Origin of the sequence: Nocardioides solisilvae (assembly GCF_003194625.1) — a bacterium.
GTDB lineage: Bacteria > Actinomycetota > Actinomycetes > Propionibacteriales > Nocardioidaceae > Nocardioides > Nocardioides solisilvae.
The window spans coordinates 468136-493447 of the sequence record NZ_QHKX01000001.1; the positions used below are offsets into that span (position 1 = coordinate 468136).

The window sequence follows — 25312 nt, forward strand, 5'->3', positions numbered from 1 at the left end:
CACGGGCACTTGGCCGCATTGCGCCCCCGGTGGGTGACGTACCCGGTCAGCCCTTGCGCAGCACCACCTTCCGGCTGGTGCTGGCCCGGCGGCCCGACGGGTCGGTGAAGGTGACCGTCACCGAGACCCTCGCCTTGCCCGTGCGCGCAAGTTTCTTGCGCAGCGCCGGCTTGAGCCGGACCGTGAGCTGGCGGCTGCCGGTGGTCTGCTTCGCGACCGCGACGACCTTCTTGCCGCTCAGGACCAGGACGCCGTCGACGCCCGTCTCGACCCGGATCCTGGCCGTGCCCCTCTTCCGGTCGACCTTGACCTTGCCCACGGTCGCCGTCGGCGCCGGGGTGGCCCCCGTCGTCGGCGTCGGACCCGCGCTCGGCGTCGGACCCGCGCTCGGCGTCGGACCCGCGCTCGGCGTGGGACCGTCGGTCGGCGTCGGACCGGCGCTGGGCGTCGGACCGTCGGTGGGCTCGGGCGCCGGCTCGAGCACCGTCACCGTGAGGCCGGCGGAGGTGGTCTCCTGCCCGGCGGAGTCGGTGACCACCGCGGTGAAGGTGACCTCACCGGCCTCCGCGGCCTTCCAGGTGAAGGCGTACGGCGCGGAGTCGACGACGTCGACCAGCTCGCCGTCGGCGTAGAGCGCCGCCGACCGGACCGCGTGGTCGTCGGACGCCCGGACCAGCGGGGCGACCTTCTCGCCCACCTCGACCTCGAGGCCGACACCCGGGTCCACCACCGCGGCGGTGGGGGCGACGTCGGTGACCGAGGCCTCGCGGGTCGGCACCGACGCCGGCACGCTCGAGGCCCGCGACTGGACGGTCACCGTCAGGGCGTTGCCGGAGTCGCGCCCGGAGACGGCCTCCAGCCCGGCGGTGGGGTCGGCCGGGCCGCCCACGACCGGGTTGCCGGTCCCGAGGTGGGTGCCGGAGACGACGACCGGGGCGCCCTCGCGGACCCCGCTGCCGTCGGCGTTGCCGTTGAAGACGGCGTACCCGTTGCCGGTCAGCGAGCTGGTGGAGACGGTGAGCGCCCCCGCCTTCTCGGTCCCGGCGTCGGTCAGGAGCACGCCGTACGACTTCGACGGGTCGGGCCGGAAGAAGTTCCCGGTGACCCGGCTGCTGCGGACGAAGCCGGTGGCGCCGCTGGTGAAGGCGATGCCGGTCTGCGGCACCACGGCCTGGGGCCGGCCGGTCACGACGGTGCCGGAGACGTGGCCCTTGTGGATGGTCCCGGTCCGGGTCGTGTTGGCGGACCGCCCGTCGGGGCCGCTGGCCCCGTCGAACAGGATGCCGCCGGACTGGTAGCCGTGGACCCGGCTGTCGGCCACCGTGACCTCGTTCTCGACCGTGCCGGGGCCCTCGCCCTTGACCAGCCCGGTCTTCACCACGCCCCAGCCGTGCGGGTGCTCCGCCAGCTCGGCCGCGGTGGTCGCCGTCCGCAGGGGGCCGACGACGCTGTCGGAGACGCGGCCGGCCGCGCCGAAGAAGGCGATGCCCGCCTCGGCCCACACGGAGCCCGAGGTGATGGTGACGCCCGAGATGTCGACGAACATCTCGTTGGTGTCGGTCGAGCCCAGCGACTGCCGGGAGACGGTGACGACGTTGCCGCCCCCGTCACGCAGGTACGGCGTGGTGCCGGCGAGCGTCTCCCGCGACTGGTCGGGCCTGATGGTGACCTTGTCGGCGCCCGCGCCCTTGATCTTCAGCGGCTTGGTGATGGTCAGGCCGTTCACCGCCCCGGTGGCCACCGGGTTGGAGGCGTGGAAGACCGGGGTCGAGGACTCCTCGTAGACCCCGGCGCAGACCACGATCGTGTCCCACGGCGACGCGAGGTCGATCGCGTCCTGGATGGAGGTGGTGTTGGCCGTCGGGCACTGCGCGCGGTCGTCGTCGACGAGCCAGGTGGTGTTGGCGCCCTCGGTGCCGACGGTGTCGAGGAGCGCCAGGTTGCCCGGCGTGACGTCGTACGCGTCGATCAGGTCGGCCGGGTCCGGGCCGCTGGCGGGCGGGCCGGAACCGGCGCCCTGGTCGAGCGCGGTGCCGTCGGAGAGCAGCAGGTCGCCGGAGGCGGCCTCCTGGAACCGGACGTCGGCCAGCTGGATCGAGCCCGACGCCGGGGTGCCGTCGACGCCGAAGCGCAGCTCGAGGCTGTCCACCGAGGTGAGGTCGACGCCCTGGGCGGCGAACTCGGCGAGCGGCACCCGGACCTGGTCGAGGACGATGTGCATCCGCGACGTCTGGTTGCCGGTCGACATGTGCAGGGCGTTGCCCCAGCGCTCGTCACCCGCGCGGACCGTGCCCTCGTTGCCCTCGGTGTCGGTGAGGGCGATGACGAAGTCCTGGGTGGTGGCGGCGGGGTCCCAGCTGACCGGCGGCTGGCTGCTGCGGTCGGCGACGGCGCCCGGGTTGCGCAGGTCGAAGTAGTTGACGTCGGCGCCCATCGCGAGGGCCTCGAGGCCGCTCACGTCGGACGACGCGGCCGGGATCTCGGCGGTCAGCGTCGCCGTCCGCCCCTCCTCCCACGCCAGCGCGAGCTGGCGGCCGTAGGAGTGGTTGACGGGCGAGTTCTCGCGCATGCCGTTCTGGCCGCCCAGCGCCGCCTTGCCCGGCAGCGGGCACGGCTTCACCGCGGTCGGCTGGGTCGACTTGCCCAGCTGCGCCGGCGCGAAGTCGTCGGGCTCGGGGTTGCACCAGTCGAGGCCGCCCGGGGTGGTCGGCGGGACCGGGACGCCGCCGTCGGCGAGGTAGGGGTTGGCGAACCCCTTCCCCTTGAGGGCGCCACCGAGCGCGTTGACCTCGAGCGGCGCCTGGACCTCGGGACGGATCACGTCGACCCGCTCCTGGGTGCCCGGGAAGTAGCTCGTGGAGACCCGCTCCTCGCAGCCGATCGCGCGGCCCGAGGGGCTGGTCGGGCACGCCGACTCGGGGATCTGCAGGTGCGACTCGGTGTCGGAGAGCTCACCGGTCATGTAGGGCTCGAACGCGCCCTCGCCGCCGACGTAGCGCCGGAAGAAGGCGCCCATCGTCGCGAGGCCGATCTTCTCCTGGTCGCCCATCCGCGCCGGGTCCCCCGAGATCTTGGTGTTGACCAGCGGGTTGTAGGTGTCGGAGTTGTCGATCACGTAGGACCACGGGTCGTGGCTGGCCGCGCCCGAGAGCCGGTGGTTGTTCGGCTGCACGTTGTTGTTGTTGGTGGGCGCGGAGTTGCCGCAGCCGGCGTCGGCGACGTTGCCGCCGTCCTGGCCGTCGGCGAACCAGACGGTGTTGTACCAGTTGTGGTTGGCGCCGAGCTGGGAGCTCTGGATCCGCGGGAACGGGTCGGCGCCGTTGACGTACTGGCTGCGCTCGAAGAACCGCGCACCCTGCAGGTTGGAGACGTCGCCGTCGCACCAGGGCAGGATCGAGAGGTACGGCGTCCCGTAGGGCGCCTTGCGCTCGTAGTCGACCGGCGCGAGGGAGATGACGCCGCGCAGCGGGTAGCGCGGGCCGTCGGTGCGCTGGCGGTTGTAGTCGATGAAGCTCGTGACGGCGTCGCCGCCCCGGGAATGGCCCATGAGCCCGATCCGGGTCATGTCGAGCCTGCCGGCGAGCGTGTCGCCGATGGTCGCGGTGGGGGTGACCGGGAGCCCACCGGGCGCGTTGGCGGCGGCGAGGGCGTCCAGCGAGGCGGCGATCAGCCGGCGACGCTGGTGCATCCCCTTCCCCTTGGCGTTGTCCTGGCGCATCATCAGCTGGTCCATCGAGACCGAGAAGGTGGTGTAGCCCCAGGTCGCGAGGTTCTCGCCGAGGTAGGCGTAGCCGGCCTCGTTGCGCTTGAACTCGGTGCACGACATGGTCGCCGTGTTCTGGCCGGCGTCGCAGGAGCCGTGGTTGCCGTGGACCAGCACGAGCACCGGGGAGGGCTCGGAGCGGTCGGCCGGGTAGTAGAGGGACCCGCGGATCTCCATCTCCTCGGCCGCCCGGGCGGTGCCGGCCTGCGGGGCCGCGCCCGAGGAGTCGGGCTCGTGGAGGGCGACCGTGCCGAGCCGGGTCTCCTGGATCGTGGCGGGGGTGAAGTCACCGCGCTCCATCGGGTCGGGCAGCTCGGCCGCGGTGACCGGGCCGGTGGCGGCCGGTGCTGCGGGCTCGGCCTGCGCCGGGGTGAGGAGGGCGGAGACGGGGACGGCTGGCGCCGCGAGGGCGGCGAGGAGGGGGAGGACGGCCAGGCGGCCGCGCCTCCGTGTCGTGTGGTTCAAGCGCTGGGCTCCTTCGCTGACTGGCCGGCGGGGACCGGCCTGTCGCGGACGCTAGGAACCGCGCGTTGCCCGACGATCTCCTTCATGTTTCAAGCAGGTGACACCTACTGCGGGTATGTGAACATGTTCCATGCGACCGGGAGGACCCGCCCGGCAGGAGGAAGCGAGCCGACCCGCCGCCGTCTTGGCGGGTCGGGCACGCCTCTCCTGTCGGACGGGCCGGTCAGCGAGGGACGAGCAGCCTCAGCGGGGCCGCCCCGGGTTGCTGAAGTGGTTGGCCGGGTCGGAGCCGCGCCTGATCTCCTGCTTGTCCGACAGGCCACCGCGATCGGTGTCGTGGTGGGCGGGGTCGGTCCGGCGCTTCCCGAACTTCTTGTTCCGCTTGCCCGTGACCTCGGCCTTGTCCTTGAGGCCGTCGCGGTCGGTGTCCTTGCGCAGCGGGTTGGACTTCAGCCGCTTGAGCACGACCCGGCCGTTGCGGAGCGGGACGACCTGGCGCTTGACCTTGCGGCCCTTGATCTCGGCCTTGTCCTTCAGCCCGTCACCGTCGGTGTCGGCCTTGCTGGGGTTGGTCCGGACGAGGCCGATCCTGCGGGTCCGGGGCTGCTTCGCCTTCTTGCCCTTGCCCTTGCCCTTGCCCTTGCCCTTGGCGAGCACGACCTTCTTGCCCATCTTGATCCCGCGGATCTCGCGCCGGTCCTTGAGGCCGTCGCCGTCGGTGTCGGCCTTGGTCGGGTCGGTCGGCTGCTGGCCCCAGCGGGTGTTCTCCGAGCCCGACACCTCCTGGCCGTCGGTCAGCCCGTCGCCGTCCGTGTCGGCCCTCGCCGGGTCGGTGCCGAGCTCGATCTCGCGGGCGTCGGTGAGGCCGTCGCCGTCGGAGTCGGTCGCGGCCCCGGGCTTCGGGGCCGGCACGCTGCGGGGGTCGCGCGGGTCGGTGCCGGCGGCGACCTCCTCGCCGTCGGTGGCGCCGTCGCCGTCGGTGTCGGCGTCGTCCGGGTCCGTCCCGCCGGCGACCTCGTCCTCGTCGACCACCCCGTCACCGTCGCTGTCGGTGCCGCCCTCCGGCGTCCCGCCGTCGGGGCACTGCACGCCGCCGACCGGAGCCTGGGCCCGGGCCGAGAGGGGCATCAGCGCGAGGTCGACCACGGTCACGCCCAGCAGCGACGCCTCGACCTCGAGCACCGAGGCGCTGGCCGAGGCGACCGTGCCGTCGCCCGCCTCCACGACGTCGGAGAGCTGGCCCAGCCGCAGCTCGACGCCGAGCAGCGGGTTGGCCGGCAGGGTGACGTCCAGCGGGGAGCCGTCCGCCGGCAGCGTCCGCGGGTTGCCGGCGACCTCCACCGTGACCACGGGTGCCGACCAGGTGACCCGGGCGGGCCGCTGCCCGTCCGCGGTCGCGGTGAGCTCGGGCGCGGAGACCACCGAGACCCCCACCTGCCCGTCGAAGAGGTCGACGTCCGCCGCCGAGCCCCGCGCGCTGGCCACCACCTGCCGGCTGCCGGCCGGTCCCTCCGCGGGGAGCAGCCGCGTGCTCTGCGAGGCGCTGAGCGCGCCGGAGGCGCGCAGCACCTCGACCGAGTCGGTGCCGACCGGCAGCGGCAGCAGCGAGAGGTCGGCGGTGCTGACCTCGGAGGCCGAGAGCGGCGTCGTCGTCGAGACGCACCGCTCCCCCGCCCAGCGGGCGGACGCGCTGGTGTCGGAGACCCCCAGCGAGAGCAGCCCGGGGACCGTGCCCCCGTCGCTGCCGTTGCTCGCGGGCGCCTGGTTGTCGGGCGGCGCGCTCTGGCTGGAGCGGGCGAGCAGCCCGACCGGGAGCCCGGCCAGCTCGGCGGCCAAGTTGCTCGCCTCGGCGGTCGACGCGGGCGTGCCGCGCGAGGCCACCGCGCCGGCGGCGCGGCCGACCGTGGCGTCCACGACCTGCGCGACGCCCAGGTCGAGCGCCCCCAGGGCCAGGACGCCGGCCTCGGCGGAGGCGCCGTACGACGCCTCGCCGTGCGGCACCGCGTGGGCCGGGGCGCCGCCCAGCGCCACCACGGGGAGGCCGAGCAGCGGCAGCCCGAGCAGCGTGGTGCCGACCACCCCCCGGCGCCACGTCGAGCCCCCTGCCCGACCGCCTCCCGGACCTCGGTGGTCGCGCTTCCTCGATGTCGTCATGTGTCGGCTCCTCTCCCTCTCCCGGACGGTGTGCCAACACAACGAGGCATACCCGTTATTGGGTACGCCGCTCGCTTCGCAATCTGCACAGCCGTCCCCGGCGCAAGGGCCGGTCAGGAGAGGCGCACGCGGTCCACGACGTGCTCGGCGATCGCCAGGCTCGAGGTCGCCGCGGGCGAGGGCGCGTTGCGGACCGTCGTGACGCCGTCGGCGTGGCCGATCCGGAAGTCCTCCACCAGTGAGCCGTCCCGGTCCACCGCCTGCGCGCGGACGCCCGCGCCCGCCCGGACGACGTCGTCGGCGCCGATCGCCGGGACGTAGCGACTCGCGACCGCCATGTAGGCGCGCACCGAGAGGCTGCCGCGCAGCTCCTTGACGCCGGTGCGCCAGTGCTGCGCGGCGAGCCGCCACGAACCGGGGTACGCCGCGAGCTCGCGGAGGTCGGCGAGGTCGACGTCGCGGCGCCGGTAGCCCTCCCGGGCCAGCCCGAGCACGGCGTTGGGCCCGACCTCGAGGCCGCCGTGGACGCGGCGGGTGAAGTGCACGCCGAGGAACGGGTAGCGCGGGTCGGGCACCGGGTAGACCATCCCCCGGACCAGGTCCTGCTTGGCCGGGCGTACCGCCATGTACTCCCCGCGGAAGGGGACGATCCGGGGCTCCTCCAGCCCGTCGGCGGGGGCCGAGACCCGGTCGGCGTGCAGGCCGGCGCAGACGACCAGGTGGTCGACGAGGTGGTGCCCGTCGGGGGTGGCCACCTCGACGCGGGTGCCGCGCCGCCGGATGCCGGTCACCGGGGTGGAGAGCAGCACCCGGCCGCCGGCGGCCACGACGTCGTCGCCGAACGCGCGGGCCACCGCCACGTAGTCGGTGATGGCGGTCCGGGGCGAGTGCAGGGCGGCGAGGCCGACGGCGTGCGGCTCGACCTCGGCGAGGTCGCGCCCCGCCAGGCGACGCAGCCCGGGCACCCCGTTGGCCCGGGCGGTCTGCTCGAGGGCGTCGAAGCGGCCCATCTCGTCGCGGTCGACGGCGACCACGAGCTTGCCGCACTCCTCCCACGGCAGGCCGCGCTCGGCGACGTAGTCGCGCAGCAGCGACCGGCCGCGGGCGCAGAGCTCGGCCTTGAGCGTGCCGGGCCGGTAGTAGAGCCCCGCGTGCACGACGCCCGAGTTGTGGCCGGTCTGGTGGGCCCCGAGGCGGTCCTCCTTCTCCAGCACCAGGACCCGGGCCCCGGGGAAGCGGCGGCCGAGCTCGCGCGTCACGGCCAGCCCCACGATGCCGCCGCCCACCACGCCCAGCGTCCGTTCCACCATGCCCGCACTCCACCACCCTTCGTGCGCCCCCGACAATCCCGTTCCCCCGGTGAGATCGGCGCGGACGCACCCTTCCCAGCGGGCCGTCCGCGGTCCTACCGTCGACCATGACCTCGCCCCGCCCCGCCCGCCGCCCCGGCCGGGCGCCGCTCGCCGCCCTGTCGTCCCTGCTCCTGGCGCTGGCCCTGCTCGTGCTGCCGACCCTGCCCGGCAGCCAGGCCGCGAAGCCGGACCGACCTCGGCCCACGCCGCCGGGCCTCACGCTCGACTACGACGCGCTCGGCGACTCCTACGGCTCGGGCTACGGCGTGCCGCCCTACTCGGCGACCTGCGGCCGCTCCGACTCGTCGTACGCCGGGCTGCTCGACGGCCTGCGGCTGTGGGTCTTCCGCTTCGTGCTCGACGACTTCGTCGCCTGCGCGGGGGCGACCACCACGACCCTGCTCGAGGGCGCGCCCGGCGGCGTGGAGCCGAGCCAGCTGGAGGCGCTCGACCGGCGCACCCGGCTGGTCACGCTCAGCATCGGCGGCAACGACATCGGCTGGAGCCGGGCCGTGCGGGACTGCCTGCTCGGCACCGACGAGGCGTGCGCGGCGACGCAGGCCGAGATCCGGACCCGGATCAGCGACGAGCTGCCCGCCCTCCTCGACGACGTCCACCGCCAGGTGCGGCGGCGGGCTCCCTTGGCGCTGGTCGTGGTGACCGGCTACCCGCGGCTCTTCTCCCCCGAGGCCGGCGACTACGTCTTCGCCTCGCCCGCCGAGCAGGAGCAGCTCAACGAGGGCGCCGACCTGCTCAACGCGACGCTCCGCGCCGCGGCGCGGCGACACCGGTTCGCCTTCGTCGACGTCACCCAGCGCTTCGTCGGCCACGGCGCCAACGCCGCCGACCCGTGGATCCTGGGGCTCACCGACCCGGGGGCGTTCCACCCGACCGCGGCCGGCTACGCGGCGTACGCCGACGCCGTCGCCGAGGCGCTCGGCGCCCGGCGGTGAGGTCCCCCGAGCCCGACCGCGTGACACCCGCACGCCCCCACGCGTGACCCACGACACAGATTTTCCCGGCCGGCCATTGCCACGGGGTGTGGCCCGGACGCAGGATCAGGGCCTCACCTGGGGAAAGGGAACACACGCATGACCACACGCACGCGCCACTCGACGAAGGGGATGGCAGCCGCGCTGCTGTCCCTCGTGCTCGCCGTCCCGCTCGGCCTCGCCTCCGCGAGCGCCGCACCCGGCGGGCAGGGGGAGCAGAAGTCGGCGAACGCCAAGCCCGCGAAGCCGGGCAAGCCGGGGGCCAAGAACAAGGGCAGGGCCAAGCCGATCACGGTGATGACCCGCAACATCTACCTCGGCGGCGACATCTTCCGCCCGGTCCAGGCGGCCAACGAGGCGCTGGCCGCCGGCAAGTCGTTCCCCGAGGTGCTCAACGCCGTCGCCACCGCGGCCGACGCCACCTGGGCCAACGTCGAGGCCACCAACTTCCCGCTCCGGGCCACCCTGCTCGCCAAGGAGATCAAGCGGGCCAAGCCCGACCTCGTCGGCCTCCAGGAGGTCGCGCTGTGGCGCACCGGCCCGGTCGAGACCACCTTCGGTCAGGGCCTCGCCACGCCTAACTCCGAGACCGTGGCCTACGACTTCCTCGCCCTCCTCAAGCAGGAGCTGAAGGAGATCGGCGCCAAGTACAAGATCGCCGTGGTCGGCCAGCGCGCCGACGTCGAGGCGCCGGCCTGGAACGCCACCCAGCAGAACCAGCGCGACATCCGGCTCACCATGCACGACGTGATCCTGCAGCGGGTCGGCTCCGGCAAGGTGCTCGACACCGGCGACGGGATCTTCACCAGCAACCTCGAGGTCAAGCTCGGCGGGGTGCTGCCGATGAACTTCGACCGCGGCTGGCAGTACGTCGACCTCAAGGCCGGCAAGGACCGCTACCGGTTCGTCAACACCCACCTCGAAGCCGCCGGCTCCGACCTCGCGCTCGCGCAGGCGCAGGAGATCGGGACCACCCTGGTGCAGCCGAAGCGGACGACCATCATGGTCTGCGACTGCAACTCCGACCCGCTCGACAGCAGCGTCAAGCCCGGCGACACGGTCCCGCACAAGGCCGCCTACGACTACCTCACCGACGAGGTCGGCTTCACCGACCAGTGGCTGGAGTGGGCGCCGGCTGCCAAGGGGTGGACCTCCGGCCTGTCGGAGCTGGTCAACGACCCGACCCCGGCCGGGTTCGACCACCGGATCGACTTCGTCCTCACCCGCACCCCCGACGGCACGCCGATGGCGGTCAAGAAGGCCGAGGTGACCGGCGACGAGCTGAAGGACCGTGACTCGGCCTCCGGCCTGTGGCCCTCCGACCACGCCGGCGTCGTCGCGAAGCTCAAGGCGGCCAAGGCCGACCAGGGCAAGGGCAAGGGCAAGGGCAAGGGCGGCAAGAAGGGCGGCAAGAAGAAGGGCTGACCAGCCCCCCGCCGGTCTTTCGTGCTCCGGTCGGGTCACCTGGTGACCCGACCGGAGCACACACCATTTCGGGGGACAGTCAGGCGGGTCAGGCGGGTCAGGGGGCGGGCCGGTCGGCGACGACGCGGTTGCGCTCGACCACGGTGCCCGGCGTCCCGAGGATGACGAGGACGCCCACCCGGTTGCCGACGAGCACGTTGTCGTGGATCCAGTTGCCCTCGCCGCTGGCCCCGTGCCGGTGGGTCGTGCCTCCGGAGTTGCCTAGGGCGATCCCGGCCCGCTCGCCGTCCACCACGACGTTCTCCCGGACCTCGTTGCCGTACTCCCCCTCGCCGTGCAGGTCGATCGCGTCCAGGCGGCTGCGCCGGACCACGTTGCGCGCCGCCAGGTTGTGGTGGGTGGGGAACTGCAGCAGGATCGCGTGCCGCAGGTGGTGGCCGTGCAGCACGTCGTCGACGACGACGTGGTGACGCGAGTCGTCGGCGGCGGCGGGGTCCCGCCGGTCGGCGAGCCCCTCCACGGCGATCCCGTAGCCGGCCCCACCCGGACCGACGCTGGTGGCGTCGCGGACCTCGCAGCCGCGGACCGTCACCTCCCGGCTGGCCTTGACCGAGATCCCGTGGCGCTGGAACCGCTCGACGCGCACCCGCTCGACCAGGACGCGCCTGCTGCCGCGCCCGTCCTGGCTGCCGACGAAGACCCCGAACATGGGTCCGCCCCCGGCGTCCTCGTCCTCGGTGTCGGAGCCGAGCGCACCGTCGTACGTCGAGGTCACGGTGAGGTCGGCGACCGTCACGTCCTCCACCGCCCGGCCCTGCACCACAGCCGCGTCGTGGTCGCCGTCGAACGAGGAGCGGAGGACCGTCTCGTCCGCGCCCTCCCCGCGCAGCGCGTCCCGCTGACCAGCGTCAGGTGGGTCCTCGGGTCGTCCGGGTCCGCGGTGCGCAGGTCGTAGGCGCCGGCGGGGAGGTGCCCCTCGTCGCCGGGGCGGGCAGCGGCGAGGGCGGCGCGGATCGGCGCTGCGTCGTCGGGCGAGCCCGGTTCCGGGTCGGCGCCCAGGGCGGTGACGTCGATCCGCCTCCCCGTGGGCGGCGGCGGCTCGGGCACCTGCACCGGCTCGCCCCGCGCGTCCACGAGCCCCGGGGTCGTCCACGCCGCGGCCGGCCGCGGGCCGTCACGGCCTGACGAGGCCGGCGCGGCCGGGCCGTCCGAGGGCGAGCAGGCAGGCGCCAGCCCTCCGAGTGAGGTGCCTCATGTGCGTACGTCCCGAGTGTTCGACGCGATGAGGGTCCGGGCCTTCGGGGTCCGGGCTCCCGAGATGGAGAGGGGCCGGTTGCTGACGTGGGTACGCCGGTCGTGGCGAGCGCGAGATTCCAGTAACACACCCATCCGGCGCCGCTGGCAAGGGGTCAGGCCGCGCCCTCGACCAGGAGCACGTGGCCGTCCGGGTCCGCGAGCTCCACGCGCCGGTCGTGCGCGTGGGCCAGGGGCCGGGCACCCAGCGCCACGAGGCGGTCGACCTCGGGAGCGAGGCGCGCGCCGGCCGGGAGGGTCCGCCGGAGCCGGTGCCGTCCGTGGACGACCCGAGGCGTCCCCGGGTCGCTTTCGAGGGACGGCCCGTCCCAGGAGACCTTGGTGCCGCCGTGCGGGGACTGGACCGCGGTCTGTGCCCCCTCGTCCCAGACGAGCGGCCAGCCAAGCGCAGCGGCCCAGAAGAGGCCGACCTCGCGGCCCCCCTCGCAGGTCAGCTCGCCGAGCAGCCCGCACCCGTGCGTGAACCCGTTGCCGGGCTCCAGCACGCACAGGAGGTTTCCGTCGGGGTCGGCGAGGACGACGTGCCCCTCGTCGGGCCCCTGACCGAGGTCGAGGCAGGCGCCGGTGGGGGCGAGCACGAGGTCGAGCTCGGGTCCGGCCCCGGGAGGAGCAGACCGTCACCCTCCGGGACGACGTCGCGCCGCAGCAGCGGCGCCCAGAATCCCCCGAGCCGGTCGGGGTCGCGGGCGTCGAGCAGGCAGGAGAGGACCGGCTCCATGCCCCACGGTAGGAGCGGCAGCGGCGGCGGGGAACCCTCGGCTCAGGCCGGCCGGGTCATGAAGACGCTGTGCGGGTCCTCGACGTACCCGCCGAAGGGACCGCAGGGCTCGAAGCCGGCCGAGGCGTAGAGCCGCCGGGCCGGGGCGAAGAACTCCGCGCTGCCCGTCTCGAGGGAGACCCGCTCCACGTCGCGCACGTGGGCGTTCTCCAGGACGTGGTCGAGGAGCCGTCTGCCGATGCCGCGACCCCGGAGGGCGGGGTCGGTCCGCATGCTCTTGACCTCCTCGTGCAGGGGCTCGACCGGCGCCAGCGCCACCATCCCCACGAGCCGGCCCCCGAGGCCGGCCACCCAGACCCGGGCGGCAGCCTCCTGCAGGGCGATCAGCGGCTTGGCATGCCGGCTCTCCTCCGGGGCGGTGTGCTCGAGCTCGGCCAGGTGGGCCACGACGAACGCCTCGAGCTCGGGGGAGTCGAGGTCGGCGGGCGCGATCGACAGGTCCATGCGCCCCATGGTGACGGGCCGGACGCCCGAACCGGAGCGGTCGTGAGGCAGCCCACAGGGCCGGCGTCGACGTGGCGCGATCCCCGCCCACGACGTACGGCGCCACCTGTACGGCGCCAGCCGGCCGGCGTCACCGGGTGCGGCGCCGGTGCTCCTCGAGCTCGAGCGCGACGAAGGCGTCGACCATCGCCGTCCAGACCGCGCGGACCACCTCGGGGGCCAGCCCCTCCTGCTCGGCCCACGCCTCGAGGCGCACCATCATCGCGGCCCGCCGGTCGGGGGCGGCGACGTCCGCCGCGTCGGCCTTGAAGGCGGCCGCCTCGAGCACCAGCGCCTGCCGGCGGGCGAGCAGCCCGACGACCTCCCGGTCGATCGCGTCGATCCGGGCGCGCACGTCCTCCAGCGTCATCCTGCGACCTCCCGGGCCTCGTCGGAGCCGTCAGGGTAGGGCAGAGTGGACTGGACCACGTCGCCGTCCCGGGGAGCAGCCATGCTGACGTTGTCCAAGGAGTCCAGGCCGATCGTCGAGGCGACCCTGCCGGTCGTCGGGGAGCACATCGGCGCCATCGCGGAGCGCTTCTACCAGCACATGTTCGGGGAGCACCCCGAGCTGCTGGACGGCCTCTTCAACCGGGGCAACCAGGCGGAGGGCACGCAGCAGCAGGCGCTCGCCGGGTCGGTCGCGCTCTTCGCGAGCGCGCTGGTCCACCACCCCGAGGCCCTCCCCCACCACCTGCTCTCCCGGATCGCCCACAAGCACGCCTCCCTCGGCCTGCGCCCCGACCAGTACCAGGTGGTCCACGACAACCTGCTGTGGGCGGTCGCCGACGTGCTCGGCGACGCGGTGACGCCCGAGGTCGCGGCCGCCTGGAGCGAGGTCTACTGGGTGATGGCCTTCGCGCTCACCCAGCTCGAGCGCGGCCTCTACAGCGCCCGCGGGGTCCGGCCCGAGATCGTCTACCGCGACTGGGAGGTGACCGACAAGGTCCGGGAGACCGACGACGTCGTCACCTTCAGGGTCCGTCGCGCCGACGACCGGCCCGTGCGCACCTCGCTGCCGGGGCAGTACGTCAGCGTCCTGGTCACGATGCCCGACGGCACGAGGCAGCCGCGGCAGTACAGCCTCACCCGCGCCGACGACGGGGAGCACCGGCAGTTCGCGGTCAAGCGGGTGCGCGGCGGGGAGGAGCACGGCGGGCGTCCCGACGGCGAGGTGTCCACCCTGCTGCACGACACCGTCGGGGTCGGCGACACCCTCACGATGTCGGTCCCGTTCGGCGACGTCGTGCTCGACGACTCCGGCCGCCCCCTGGTCTTCTGCAGCGCCGGCATCGGGATCACCCCGATGGCGGGGATGCTCTCCCACCTGGTCGCGGCCGGCTCCCACTTCGACGTCCGGGTGCTGCACGCAGACCGCAGCGAGGCCACCTTCGCGCTGCGCGACCAGGTGCTCGCCGACGTGGCCGCGCTCCCCCACGCCCAGGTGCACCTGTGGTTCGAGGAGGGCGTGGCCGAGGACGGCGCCAGCGGGCTCGACGCCGACGGCGTCCACGCGGGCCTCATGGACCTCTCCGACCTCGACCCGCCGGCGACCGCGCTGCCCGCCGGGGCGGCGTACCACCTCTGCGGGCCGCTGCCCTTCCTCCGGATGGTCCGCGCCGCCCTGCTGGACCGCGGGGTCCCGCCCGGCGACATCCAGTACGAGGTCTTCGGGCCCGACCTGTGGCAGGCGGACGCGCAGGCGGAGTAGCCGCGGCGTGGCGCGGGTACGGCGTCGCCATGCGCTTCGGATACTTCCTGTCCACGGAGGAGTTCACCCCCGCCGAGCTGGTCGAGCAGGCCGTGCTGGCCGAGGAGGCCGGCTTCGACGGCCTCTGGATCAGCGACCACTTCCACCCCTGGAACGACGAGCAGGGGCAGAGCCCGTTCGTCTGGTCACTGATCGGGGCGATCAGCCAGGCGACCTCGCTGCCCGTCACGACCGCGGTGACCTGCCCGACGTACCGGATCTCGCCGGTCGTCCTCGCCCAGGCGGCGGCGACCAGCGCGGTGATGCTGGAGGGCCGCTTCACCTTCGGCGTCGGCTCCGGGGAGGCGCTCAACGAGCACGTGCACGGCGAGGCGTGGCCGACCGCCGACGTCCGCCTGGAGCGGCTCGAGGAGGCGATCGGCCTGATCCGCGAGCTGTGGACCGGCGAGGTGGTCTCCCACCGCGGCAAGCACTTCACCTGCGACACGGCCCGGATCTACACGCTGCCCGACGCGCCGCCGCCCATCTACGTGTCCGGCTTCGGCCCGAAGGCGACCGAGCTGGCCGCCCGGGTCGGCGACGGCTACATCACCACGCAGCCCGACACCGAGCTGCTGGGCCTTTTCCGGGAGCAGTCGGGCGGCAGGCCCGCCCAGATCGGGATGAAGGTCGCGTGGGCGCCCACCGAGGAGGAGGGCGTCGACGAGGCGCACCGCCTCTGGGCCAACGCCGGGCTGCCCGGGGAGCTCTCCCAGGTGCTGCCCTCGCCCAAGCACTTCGAGCAGGCCTCCGAGCTGGTCACCCGGGAGAAGACGGCCGAGAGCGTCTCCTGCGGCCCCGACCTGGAGAAGCACCTGGCGGCGCTCCAGCCGGCGGTGGACGCCGGCTTCGAGGAGCTCTACGTCTCCAACATGGGCCGCCACTACCGCGAGATGATCGCCGCCTTCGGCTCCGAGGGGCTGCCCGAGCTGCGGCGGCGGGCTGGCGCGTGAGGCGCATGCCGGACCGGGCGCCGGGTACGACGACGCCATGAGCAACCCGATGGAGGACCCGGACCGCGTCGACCCGACGAAGCAGTCGGGACGCCCCTTCCAGGTGATGGGGTTCTTCGGGATCCTGGTGGCGGTCCTGGTCGTGATGCTGGTGGTGGGGATCGTCGTCCTCTGACGCGGTCTCCCCTGACGTCCCCCGACTTCCCCCGACTGCGCGGCGACGCGCGAGAGGAGCGACATGGCTGCGAAGAAGTCCGGCACGGGCAAGGGCTCGGGGAAGGGCTCCGGCAAGGGGCCCGGGCCGAGCGTCAAGGACCCGGAGCTCTACGAGGAGCTGCGCGACGACGGCGCGAGCAAGGAGAAGGCCGCCCGGATCGCCAACGCCGCCGCCAACAGCTCGCGCAGCGCGGTGGGCCGCAGGGGCGGGAGCTCCGGCGACTACGAGGACTGGACCGTCGACGACCTGCGCAGGCGGGCCGCGGAGATCGGGATCGACGGACGCTCCTCGATGCGGAAGTCTGAGCTGATCGACGCCCTGCGCTCGCACTGAGCCCACCCGCCACCACCGACCGAGGGAGACCCATGACCGAGAAGCCGATCGACCCCGACGGGGAGCGGTTCGTGCCGCCCGTGACCGACGACTCGCTGGACGACACCGACCTCCCGCCGGCGGCGGAGCTGCCCACCGAGGACGTGCCCGCGGGCCTCGAGGAGGACCCCGAGGGCCAGCGCAACCTCACCGACCCCGACCCCGACCGGCTCGCCGGCGACCCGGAGGACTCCCGCCCCGACCCGGGCGAGGACACCTGACCGGGGCCTCTCCGCCCTCCTCCACAGGAGTCGCGCCGTCCTGTCGGCGCCCCGTGGCATGCTCGGCGCCGTGCCCCTCCACCTGCACCGTGCGACCAGCACCGCCCAGCTCGCGGACGAGCTCGGCGGCCTGCTGGCCGCGCCCCTGCCCGACCCGTTCGAGCAGGAGGTCGTGGTCGTCCCGGTCAAGGGGATGGAGCGCTGGCTGACCCAGCGGCTGGCCCACCGCCTCGGCACGGCGTCCGGCGACGACGGGGTCTGCGCCGGGGTGCGGTTCCTGGCGCCCTCCTCGCTGGTGGCGCTCCTCCTGGGTCGCGAGCGCGACGACCCGTGGTCGCCCGACCAGCTCGTGTGGCCGCTGCTCGGCGTGGTCGACGGCGCGCTGGGCGAGCCGCGTTTCGAGGCCCTCTCGGCCCACCTCGGCCACCACGACGGCGACGAGCTGCGCCGGGGGCGCCGGTTCTCGGTCGCCCACCGCCTGGCGTCCCTCTTCTCCTCGTACGCCGTGCAGCGGCCGCGGCTGCTCGCCGACTGGCGCGCGGGCCACGACACCGACGGGGCGGGCGGGGCCCTGGCCGCCGACCTCCTCTGGCAGGCCGAGCTGTGGCGCCGGTTGCTGGCGCGGGTCGACGCCCCCGCCCCCGACGAGCGGCACGCCGCGACGCTCGAGCGGCTCCGCGAGGGCGACCCCTCGCTCGACCTGCCGACCCGGCTCTCGCTCTTCGGCCACACCCGGCTGCCCGTCACCGAGGTCGAGCTGCTGGCCGCGCTGGCGGCCACGCGCGAGGTGCACCTGTGGCTCCCCCAGGTCTCGGCGACCCTGTGGGAGGAGCTCGCGCCGACGGCCCTCGCCGGACCGGTGCCGCGCGAGTCCGACGACTCGGTCCGGCTGGTCGGCCACCCGCTGCTGGCCTCGCTCGGCCGCGACGCCCGCGAGCTGCGTCGCACGCTGGGGCCGGCCGCGGCCCGGGTCGAGGTCCACGAGCCGGCTCCCGCCGCCGCCCCCGAGCCGCCCGAGACGCTGCTCGGCTGGCTGCAGGCCGACCTGCGCGCCAACCGGGCGCCCGGCGCCGCCACCCGGGAGGCTCGCGCCCTCGCCCCCGGCGACCGGTCGGTCCAGGTCCACGCCGCGCACGGCCAGGCCCGTCAGGTCGACGTGCTCCGCGAGGTGCTGGTGGGCCTCCTCGAGGACGACCCGACCCTCGAGCCCCGCGACATCCTCGTGATGTGCCCCGACATCGAGGGCTACGCCCCGCTGGTCTCCGCGGGCTTCGGCCTGGCCGACGTGGCGGGTCCGCAGACCGGCCACCCGGCCCACCAGCTGAGGGTCCGGCTCGCCGACCGCTCCCCGGGCGCGACCAACCCGCTGCTCGCGGTGGCGGCGACCCTGGTCGAGCTGGCGCACGGGCGGCTCACCGCGACCCAGGTGCTCGACCTGGCGGCCACCGAGCCGGTGCGCGGCCGGTTCGCCCTGGGCGACGACCAGCTGGAGCGGATCGCCACCTGGGTCCGCCAGGCGGGCATCCGCTGGGGCCACGACGCGGCCCACCGGGGGGAGTTCGGGCTCCACCTCGACGCCAACACCTGGCGGTCCGGCCTGCGGCGCGTCCTGCTCGGCGCCGCGGTGAGCGGGCTGGGCCACCGTCAGGTCGGGGGCACGCTGCCCGTCGACGACGTGGGCGACGGCGACCTCGACCTCGTGGGCCGCTTCGCCGAGCTGGTCGAACGGCTGCACGCGTTCGTCGACCGCACCCGGGAGGCACGCACGGCGGGAGCCTGGACGGCTGCGCTCGGTGACGCCGTCCACGAGCTCACCACCACGGCGCCCGACGACGCCTGGCAGCTCGCCCAGCTCGACCGTGAGCTGGCCCGGGTGGCGGCGAGCGCCGGCGGCGGGGCCGAGACCCGGCTGCGCCACGCCGACGTCCGGGCGCTGCTGGCGCACCGGCTGCGCGGCCGGCCCACCCGCTCCAACTTCCGGACCGGCACGCTCACGGTCTGCACGATGGTGCCGATGCGCTCGGTGCCGCACCGCGTCGTCTGCCTGGTCGGGCTCGACGACGGCGTCTTCCCCCGGACCACGTCGGTCGACGGGGACGACGTCCTGGCCCGCCGTCCGCTCACCGGCGAGCGGGACCTGCGCTCGGAGGACCGCCAGCTCCTCCTCGACGCGATCGGCGCCGCCGGCGAGACCCTCGTGGTCACCTACACCGGCCGCGGCGAGCACACCGGCGCCGAGCGCCCGCCCGCCGTGCCGCTCGGCGAGCTCCTCGACGCGCTCGACCGGACGACGGCGGGGCCGGTCCGCGAGCGGGTCCTCGTCCACCACCCGCTGCAGCCCTTCGACGAGGCCAACCTGGTCCCGGGCGGGCTGGTCGGCGACGAGCCCTTCACGTTCGACCGCTCGGCGCTCGCGGGCGCCGTCGCCGCCCGGACGCCCGCGGCGGTGGTCCGCGACCTGGTGCCCGAGCCGCTGCCGCCCGCTCCCCGGTCGGCCGACGAGCCGGTGCCGGAGGTGTCGCTGGCCGAGCTGCACGACTTCCTCCGCCACCCGGTCCAGGCCTTCTTCGTCGACCGGCTGCGGATCACGACCCCCTACGAGGCCGACGAGCTCAAGGACGCCATCCCGATCTCCCTCGACGCCCTCGAGCAGTGGGACGTCGGCAACCGGCTGGTCCACGACGTGCTCTCGGGTGCCGACCCCCAGGCCGCGATGGTCGCCGAGCAGCTGCGTGGGCTGCTCCCGCCCCTCGACCTGGGCGCGGGCGTCCTCACCGACGTCGTCACCAAGGTCCGGCCCCTGGTCGAGAAGGCCCTGTCGCTGCGCACCGGCACGCCCCGGACCCTCGACGTCTCGATCGACCTCGGCGACCGCCGGGTCACCGGGACCGTGGGCGACATCTTCGGCAACCAGGTGGTGCGCGTCGGCTACTCCAACCTCGGCGCCAAGCAGCGGATCGCCTCGTGGCTGGACGCGCTGGCCCTGGCCGCCGGCCACCCCGACGAGAACTGGACGGTCCACACGATCGGCAAGCACCGCAGCTCCGGGAAGGTCGCCCAGGTCTCGCCGCTGGCCGAGCCCGACGCGCGGCGCTGGCTGCGCGACCTGGTCGACGTCCACGAGCGCGGCCTCCGGGAGCCGCTGCCCGTGCCGCCGCGCACCGCGCTGGCCTGGGCCGAGGAGCGGTGCCACCAGCTGCGGGGCCGCGAGGCCGACCCCGACGCCAAGGCGCGCCGCGAGTGGGAGACGCCCCGCTTCAACGACTCGCCGTTCCCGCGGGAGGACGCGGACCGCTGGCACGTCCGCGCCTGGGGCGAGCAGGCGCCGTACGAGCAGCTGGCCCGCGCCCTGCGTGCCGACGAGCGCGACCACGACCGCGACCCGGTGACCGGGGAGGCGGCCGCCGAGGGCTCGGCCCCGGCCCACCGGCTCGGCCACTACGCGTGGCGGGTCTGGGGCCCGTTGGTGCACGGCGGCCACGAGCTGGTCAGGGGGATCTGATGACCACGACACCCACGACGCCGTCGGCGGGGGCCGCGACGCCGCAAGCCCCGCAGACCTTCGACATCACCGGCCCGCTGCCGACCGGGACCACCCTGCTCGAGGCCAGCGCCGGCACGGGAAAGACCTGGACCATCGCCGCGCTGGTCACCCGGTACGTCGCCCAGGGGGTCGCCACCCTCGACCAGCTGCTGGTGGTCACCTTCACCCGCGCCGCCAGCCAGGAGCTGCGGGAGCGGGTCCGGGCCCAGCTGACCGACGCCGCCCGGGTGCTCGCAGAGCCCGACCTCGCCGACCCGGCCAACCGGCTGCACGACTGGCTGCTCGACGTCGACGACGCCGGACGCGCGGAGCGGCTGGCCCTGGTCACCCAGGCGCTGACCGGTTTCGACGCCGCCACCATCGCCACCATCCACCAGTTCTGCCAGCTGGTGCTGCGCAGCCTCGGGGTGGCGGGCGACACCGACCGCGACGCCGTCCTCGTCGAGGACCTCGAGCTGCTCACCGACGAGGTCGTCGACGACCTCTACCTCGCCCGGTTCGCCACCGAGCAGCAGCCGCCCTGGGGCCACGACGTCGCCCGGCGGATCGCCCGCGCCGTGGTCGGCGACCCGCGCGCCCGGGTCGAGCCGGCGGCCGCGCTGGAGGCGCCCGACTCCGAGCCCGCCGCCCGGGTCCGGTTCGCCTGCGACGTGCTGGCGGAGGTCGACCGGCGGAAGCGGCGGCTGGGGATCCTCAGCTACGACGACCTGCTCGGGCAGCTGGCCGACGCCCTCGCCGAGCCCGGGTCACCGGCCCGCCTCCGGATGCAGCAGCGGTGGAAGGTCGCGCTGATCGACGAGTTCCAGGACACCGACCCGGTGCAGTGGCAGGTCTTCGAGCGGGCCTTCCACGGCTCCTCCACGCTCGTGCTGATCGGCGACCCCAAGCAGGCGATCTACGCCTTCCGCGGCGGCGACGTGGTCACCTACCTGCAGGCCGCCGAGGTGGCCACCACCCGGCAGACGCTCGGCACCAACTGGCGGGCCGACCGGCCGCTGCTCGACTCGCTCCACGCGGTGCTGCAGGGCGCAGAGCTGGGCGACCCCCGGATCGTCGTCCACCCGGTCGAGGCGCACCACCCCGACTCCCGCCTCGAGGGCGCCGGGGCGCCCTTCCGGATGCGCCTCGCGCGACGCCACGAGCTCGGCGCGGGCCCCCGCTCCAAGCCCTCGGTGGACCGCTGGCGCGAGCACGTCATCACCGACATGGCCCACGACGTCAAGCGGCTGCTGACCAGCGGCGCGACGTGGGAGGGGCGCCCGCTGGTGCCCGGCGACGTCGCCGTGCTCGCCGCCCGCCGGGCCGACCTGCAGGCCGCCCAGCACGCCCTGGCCGACGTGGGCGTCCCCTCGGTCGTCAACGCCGGCGGCTCGGTCTTCCACACCCCCGCCGCGACCGAGTGGCTCGCCCTCCTCGAGGCGCTGGAGCAGCCGCACCGCACGGAGCGGGTCCGCGGCGCGGCCCTGACCTGCTTCCTCGGCGTCACGGCGGCGGAGCTCGACGCCGGCGGGACCGCGCAGTCCGACCAGCTGACCGACGAGCTCTCGGAGCAGGTCCGCGTGCTCGCCGACGTGCTGGCCAAGCGCGGGGTCGCCGCCGTCCTGGAGTGCGCCGTGCTCGACGGCCTGACCGAGCGGGTGCTCTCCCGGCTCGGCGGGGAGCGGCTGCTCACCGACGTCCGCCACATCGGCGAGGCGCTGCACAAGGTCTCGGTGGAGCAGCGGCTCGGTGCCGTGGGGCTGGTCGCCTGGCTGCGCGACCAGGTCGCCGACGAGAAGCTCGAGGTCGCCTCCGAGCGGACCCGCCGGCTCGACTCCGACGCCGCGGCCGTCCAGCTCGTGACGATCCACGGCAGCAAGGGGCTGGAGTACCCCGTCGTCTACGCCCCGACCCTGTGGAACCGGTGGACCGGCACCGAGCCCGAGGTCCCGCTCTTCCACGACGACGACGGCCAGCGGTGCCGTGACGTCGGCGGCCGCGGCCAGCACCGGGCGGCCACGGTCGCCCGCCACTGGAGCGAGGACGCCGGCGAGTCGCTGCGGCTGCTCTACGTCACCCTGACCCGGGCCAAGTCCCAGGTCGTGGCCTGGTACGCCCCCACCACGAAGAACACCAGCGGCTCCGCGCTGCACCGGATGCTGCTGGGCCGTCGACCGGGCGGCTCCGCGGTCCCCGACGACCAGCCCCTGGTCGAGGAGGAGCGCCTGGTCCAGATCTTCGGCCACTGGCGCGACGCCGGCGGCTTCCAGCCCGAGCTCGCCAGCTCCGAGCGCCCCGACGACACCCCCCTGCTGCCGTCGCGCGAGCGGCTCGCGGTCCGCTCCTTCACCCGGAGCGTGGACACCGACTGGCGTCGCACCTCCTACTCCGCGCTCTCCGCCGCCGCCGGCACGGGTGCCGCGGGCGGGCCCGGCCCGGCTGGGGCCGGAGCAGGCGCGGCCGACGCGGGCAGTCCCGGAGCAGCGGGGGCCGGCGCGGGCAGTCTCGGCTTCGGCGGTCCCGGCTCAGGCGGGGCCGACGGGACCCGGCGCGGCGTCCGCGAACGGGGGCTGGCGGAGCCGGAGGAGATCCCCGAGATGGAGGACGCGGTGCAGCTCGCCGAGCTCGGCATCCTCTCCGCCGAGCCCGAGCACCCCGAGCTGGCCGCCGTCCCGTCGCCCATGGCCCACCTGCCGATCGGGGCGACCTTCGGCTCGTTGGTGCACGCGGTCCTCGAGCACGCCGACCCGGCGGCGCCCTACTTCCGCGCCCACCTCGTCGACCTGGTCGAGGAGCACCGCGTCTGGTGGCCCGTGGAGCTCGACGCGGGCGCTCTCGCCGACGCCCTGGTCACGGTCTGCGCCAGCCCGCTGGGCCCACTGGCGGGTGACGTCACCTGGATGGACCTGCCGCTGCGCGACCGGCTCGCCGAGCTCGACTTCGAGGTCCCGCTCGTCGGCGGCGACCAGCGCCGCGACGCCGTCGGCGCGCCGGGGCCCTCAGGTCGACCGGACCGGCCGCCGTCCGGGCGGCCCGTGCGGCTGGGCGACCTCGCGCCGCTGCTGCGCCGGCACCTGCCGGCGGGCGACCCGCTCCTGGGGTACGCCGACACCCTCGAGGCCGACCCCGCGCTGGCGGGGCAGGTGCTCCGTGGCTACCTCACCGGCTCCATCGACGTCGTGCTGCGGGTGCCGGTCGACGGCGCCACCCGCTACCTCACCGTCGACTACAAGACGAACTGGCTGGGCGACACCACCGCCCCGCTCACGGCCCACTCCTACCGCCCGGCCGTGCTGGCCGAGGCGATGGGCCACTCCGACTACCCCCTCCAGGCGCTGCTCTACACGGTGGTGCTGCACCGCTACCTGCGCTGGCGCCTCCCGGGCTACGACCCCGAGCAGCACCTAGGCGGCGTGCTCTACCTCTACCTACGGGGCATGTGCGGCCCCGACACCCCCCGGGTCGACGGGGAGCCCTGCGGCGTCTTCGCGTGGCGGCCGCCGGTGCCGCTCGTCGAGGAGCTCTCCGCGCTCCTCGACGGCGTCACGCCCACCACCACGTCCACCGTCCCGGGCCCCGCGACCGGGGAGGGCCCGCGATGACCGACGTCTTCGAGCCGCTGGACACCCGGGACGCCCGGCTCGTGCTCCGCTCGACCGGGCTGCTCGCGGCGTTCAACGCCGCAGGCGTCCTCACCTCGGGAGACGTGCACGTGGCCCGGACCCTCGGCGAGCTCGGCGGCGAGGCCGACGAGACGGTGCTGCTCGCCGCGGCGCTCGCCACCCGGGCCGTCCGCTCCGGCTCCGTCTGCCTCGACCTCGCCGCGACGCTCGAGCTGGCCGCCGAGCCGCCCGCCACGCCCGATCCTGCGCCCGGCGTGCCCCCCGACTCCGCGACCGCCGAGCCGTCCGCCACGGCCCCGGCGCCCCCTGCGGCCCCGGCGGCCCCGCCCGTACCGACCGCGGAGCTGCCGTGGCCCGACGCGCCGGCGTGGGCCGACGCGATCGCCCGGAGCCCGCTGGTCGCCCTGGGCGTGCTGCGCTGGGAGCGTGGCCTGCTCTACCTCGACCGCTACCACGAGCAGGAGTCCCAGGTCCTGCGCGACCTGCTGACCCGCGCGGAGTCCGCCCCGCCGTACGACGCCGGGCTGGTGGCGGCCTCCCTCGAGCGGGTGCTGCCGGGCGAGGAGTCGGCCGAGCAGCGCGCCGCCTGCGTCCGCGCCGTCGAGCTGTGGACCAGCGTGGTCACCGGCGGCCCCGGCACCGGCAAGACCACGGCGGTCGCCGGGCTGCTGGTGGCCCTCCAGGACCAGGCGGCGGCCCGCGGCGAGCGGCTGCGGATCGCGCTGGCCGCGCCCACCGGCAAGGCGGCCGCCCGGCTCCAGCAGGCGGTGCACGACTCGGCCACCCGCTTCGGCCCCGACGACCGGGCCAAGCTCGCCGGCGTCCAGGCCTCCACCCTGCACCGGCTGCTGCGCCGCGACCCGGGCAACAGCACCCGGTTCCGGCACCACCGCGGCAACCGGCTGCCCCACGACGTGGTCGTCGTCGACGAGGCCTCGATGGTCTCGCTCACGATGACCGCGCGGCTGCTCGAGGCGGTCCGGCCCGACGCGCGGCTGGTGCTGGTCGGCGACCCCTTCCAGCTCTCCTCGGTCGACGCGGGGGCGGTGCTCAGCGACCTGGTCCGGGGCTTCGAGGGCCGGCCCGGGTCGCCGGTGGCCTCCCTCAGCACGGTCCACCGCTACGGCGCCGAGATCCGCGAGCTCGCCGAGGCGCTGCGCACCGGCGACGCCGACCGGGTGGTCGAGGTGCTCGGGGCGGGCCACGACCGGATCGAGTGGGTCCGCGACGAGGACCCGTCGGCCCGGATCCGCGAGTCCGCCCTCGGCACGGCGCTGGCGGTCCGCGACGCCGCCGAGGCGGGCGACGGGCCGCGCGCCCTGCGGGCCCTGGACCGGCACCGGCTGCTCTGCGCGCACCGCGACGGCCCGTGGGGGGTGCGCCACTGGAACCGCCGGGTCGAGCAGTGGATCACCGCCGAGACCCAGGACCCGCTCTTCGAGGCCGCCTACCTCGGCCGCCCGCTCCTCGTCACGGCGAACGACTACTCCCTCGGCGTCCACAACGGCGACACCGGCGTGGTGGTGGCGACCCCCGAGGGGCGGCGCGTCGTCGTCGACTCCGGGGGCGGGCCGCGCGACTTCGCGCCCTCGCGGCTCGGAGACGTCGAGACGATGCACGCCATGACGATCCACAAGAGCCAGGGCAGCCAGGCCGAGGAGGTGACCGTGCTCCTCCCGCCCGTGGAGTCCCGGCTGCTGACCCGCGAGCTCTTCTACACCGCGGTGACCCGCGCCAAGGAGCGGGTGCGGGTCGTCGGGTCCGAGGCCGAGGTGCGCGCCGCCGTGGACCGCAGGGCGCAGCGCGCCACCGGCCTCGCCGACCGGCTGCGCGACGCCTGACCCCACGCCGCCGACCGGACGCGAAACCTCGGCGTCACACGGATTCGCTACTGTCGTGCGGTCACCCCGCCGCCGATCGGCGCGGT

At 75.1% G+C, this 25312-nt stretch carries 17 protein-coding genes; 10 read left to right on the forward strand and 7 right to left on the reverse strand.

Annotated features, from left to right (window positions below; translation table 11 throughout):
- Positions 1 to 46: 46 nt before the first annotated feature.
- The 3 genes from DNK53_RS02245 to lhgO all read right to left on the reverse strand — a co-directional run bounded on the left by DNK53_RS02245 (position 47) and on the right by lhgO (position 7692).
- The gene (locus tag DNK53_RS02245) at positions 47 to 4228 is read right to left on the reverse strand and encodes an Ig-like domain-containing protein (RefSeq protein ID WP_204163711.1); all 4182 of its coding nucleotides are present in this window, start codon (positions 4226 to 4228) and stop codon (positions 47 to 49) included.
- A gap of 243 nt (positions 4229 to 4471) precedes the next feature.
- Positions 4472 to 6382, reverse strand: a complete 1911-nt coding sequence (locus DNK53_RS02250) for a binary toxin-like calcium binding domain-containing protein (RefSeq protein ID WP_162599715.1) — start codon at positions 6380 to 6382, stop codon at positions 4472 to 4474.
- 113 nt (positions 6383 to 6495) lie between these two features.
- Positions 6496 to 7692, reverse strand: a complete 1197-nt coding sequence (lhgO, locus tag DNK53_RS02255; protein ID WP_110180666.1) for an L-2-hydroxyglutarate oxidase — start codon at positions 7690 to 7692, stop codon at positions 6496 to 6498.
- Between the two features lie 107 nt (positions 7693 to 7799).
- Here lhgO and DNK53_RS02260 point away from each other — a divergent pair, with 107 nt between their 5' ends.
- Both DNK53_RS02260 and DNK53_RS02265 read left to right on the forward strand, forming a co-directional pair.
- Complete coding sequence (locus tag DNK53_RS02260) at positions 7800 to 8687, forward strand: SGNH/GDSL hydrolase family protein (protein ID WP_110180667.1); 888 nt, start codon at positions 7800 to 7802, stop codon at positions 8685 to 8687.
- 138 nt (positions 8688 to 8825) lie between these two features.
- The gene (locus DNK53_RS02265) at positions 8826 to 10151 is read left to right on the forward strand and encodes an exonuclease/endonuclease/phosphatase family protein (RefSeq protein ID WP_162599716.1); all 1326 of its coding nucleotides are present in this window, start codon (positions 8826 to 8828) and stop codon (positions 10149 to 10151) included.
- Positions 10152 to 10248: 97 nt separating this feature from the next.
- Here DNK53_RS02265 and DNK53_RS02270 read toward each other — a convergent pair whose 3' ends face one another.
- The 4 genes from DNK53_RS02270 to DNK53_RS02285 form a co-directional block, all read right to left on the reverse strand.
- Positions 10249 to 10956: a right-handed parallel beta-helix repeat-containing protein gene (locus DNK53_RS02270; RefSeq protein ID WP_162599717.1), complete on the reverse strand. Its 708-nt coding sequence runs from the start codon at positions 10954 to 10956 to the stop codon at positions 10249 to 10251.
- 604 nt (positions 10957 to 11560) lie between these two features.
- Entirely contained in the window at positions 11561 to 12043 is a 483-nt protein-coding gene (locus DNK53_RS17320; RefSeq protein ID WP_204163712.1) for a VOC family protein, read from the reverse strand.
- Between the two features lie 182 nt (positions 12044 to 12225).
- On the reverse strand, positions 12226 to 12687 hold the full coding sequence (locus tag DNK53_RS02280; protein WP_110181357.1) for a GNAT family N-acetyltransferase: 462 nt from the start codon (positions 12685 to 12687) through the stop codon (positions 12226 to 12228).
- Positions 12688 to 12817: 130 nt separating this feature from the next.
- Positions 12818 to 13096, reverse strand: coding sequence for a chorismate mutase (locus DNK53_RS02285; RefSeq protein ID WP_110180671.1), 279 nt, complete (start codon positions 13094 to 13096; stop codon positions 12818 to 12820).
- 81 nt (positions 13097 to 13177) lie between these two features.
- Between DNK53_RS02285 and DNK53_RS02290 the strand changes: the two genes are divergently transcribed.
- The 8 genes from DNK53_RS02290 to recD all read left to right on the forward strand — a co-directional run bounded on the left by DNK53_RS02290 (position 13178) and on the right by recD (position 25226).
- A complete protein-coding gene (locus tag DNK53_RS02290) occupies positions 13178 to 14437 on the forward strand; it encodes a globin domain-containing protein (protein WP_110180672.1) in 1260 nt (419 codons plus the stop codon).
- A gap of 29 nt (positions 14438 to 14466) precedes the next feature.
- The gene (locus tag DNK53_RS02295) at positions 14467 to 15429 is read left to right on the forward strand and encodes a TIGR03557 family F420-dependent LLM class oxidoreductase (RefSeq protein ID WP_110180673.1); all 963 of its coding nucleotides are present in this window, start codon (positions 14467 to 14469) and stop codon (positions 15427 to 15429) included.
- Between the two features lie 37 nt (positions 15430 to 15466).
- On the forward strand, positions 15467 to 15604 hold the full coding sequence (locus DNK53_RS17325; RefSeq protein WP_162599718.1) for a hypothetical protein: 138 nt from the start codon (positions 15467 to 15469) through the stop codon (positions 15602 to 15604).
- Between the two features lie 63 nt (positions 15605 to 15667).
- Positions 15668 to 15979, forward strand: a complete 312-nt coding sequence (locus DNK53_RS02300) for a DUF7218 family protein (protein WP_110180674.1) — start codon at positions 15668 to 15670, stop codon at positions 15977 to 15979.
- A gap of 32 nt (positions 15980 to 16011) precedes the next feature.
- Positions 16012 to 16239 (forward strand): hypothetical protein, encoded by a 228-nt coding sequence (locus tag DNK53_RS02305; RefSeq protein ID WP_110180675.1) that lies wholly within the window; start codon positions 16012 to 16014, stop codon positions 16237 to 16239.
- A 70-nt stretch (positions 16240 to 16309) separates the two neighbouring features.
- Positions 16310 to 19741: an exodeoxyribonuclease V subunit gamma gene (gene recC, locus DNK53_RS02310; protein WP_110181358.1), complete on the forward strand. Its 3432-nt coding sequence runs from the start codon at positions 16310 to 16312 to the stop codon at positions 19739 to 19741.
- A complete protein-coding gene (locus DNK53_RS02315; protein WP_239456324.1) occupies positions 19741 to 23364 on the forward strand; it encodes a UvrD-helicase domain-containing protein in 3624 nt (1207 codons plus the stop codon). The genes recC and DNK53_RS02315 overlap by 1 nt, the downstream gene beginning before the upstream one ends.
- The gene (gene recD / locus DNK53_RS02325; RefSeq protein WP_110180676.1) at positions 23361 to 25226 is read left to right on the forward strand and encodes an exodeoxyribonuclease V subunit alpha; all 1866 of its coding nucleotides are present in this window, start codon (positions 23361 to 23363) and stop codon (positions 25224 to 25226) included. Before DNK53_RS02315 ends, recD begins: the two co-directional genes overlap by 4 nt.
- Positions 25227 to 25312 lie beyond the last annotated feature (86 nt).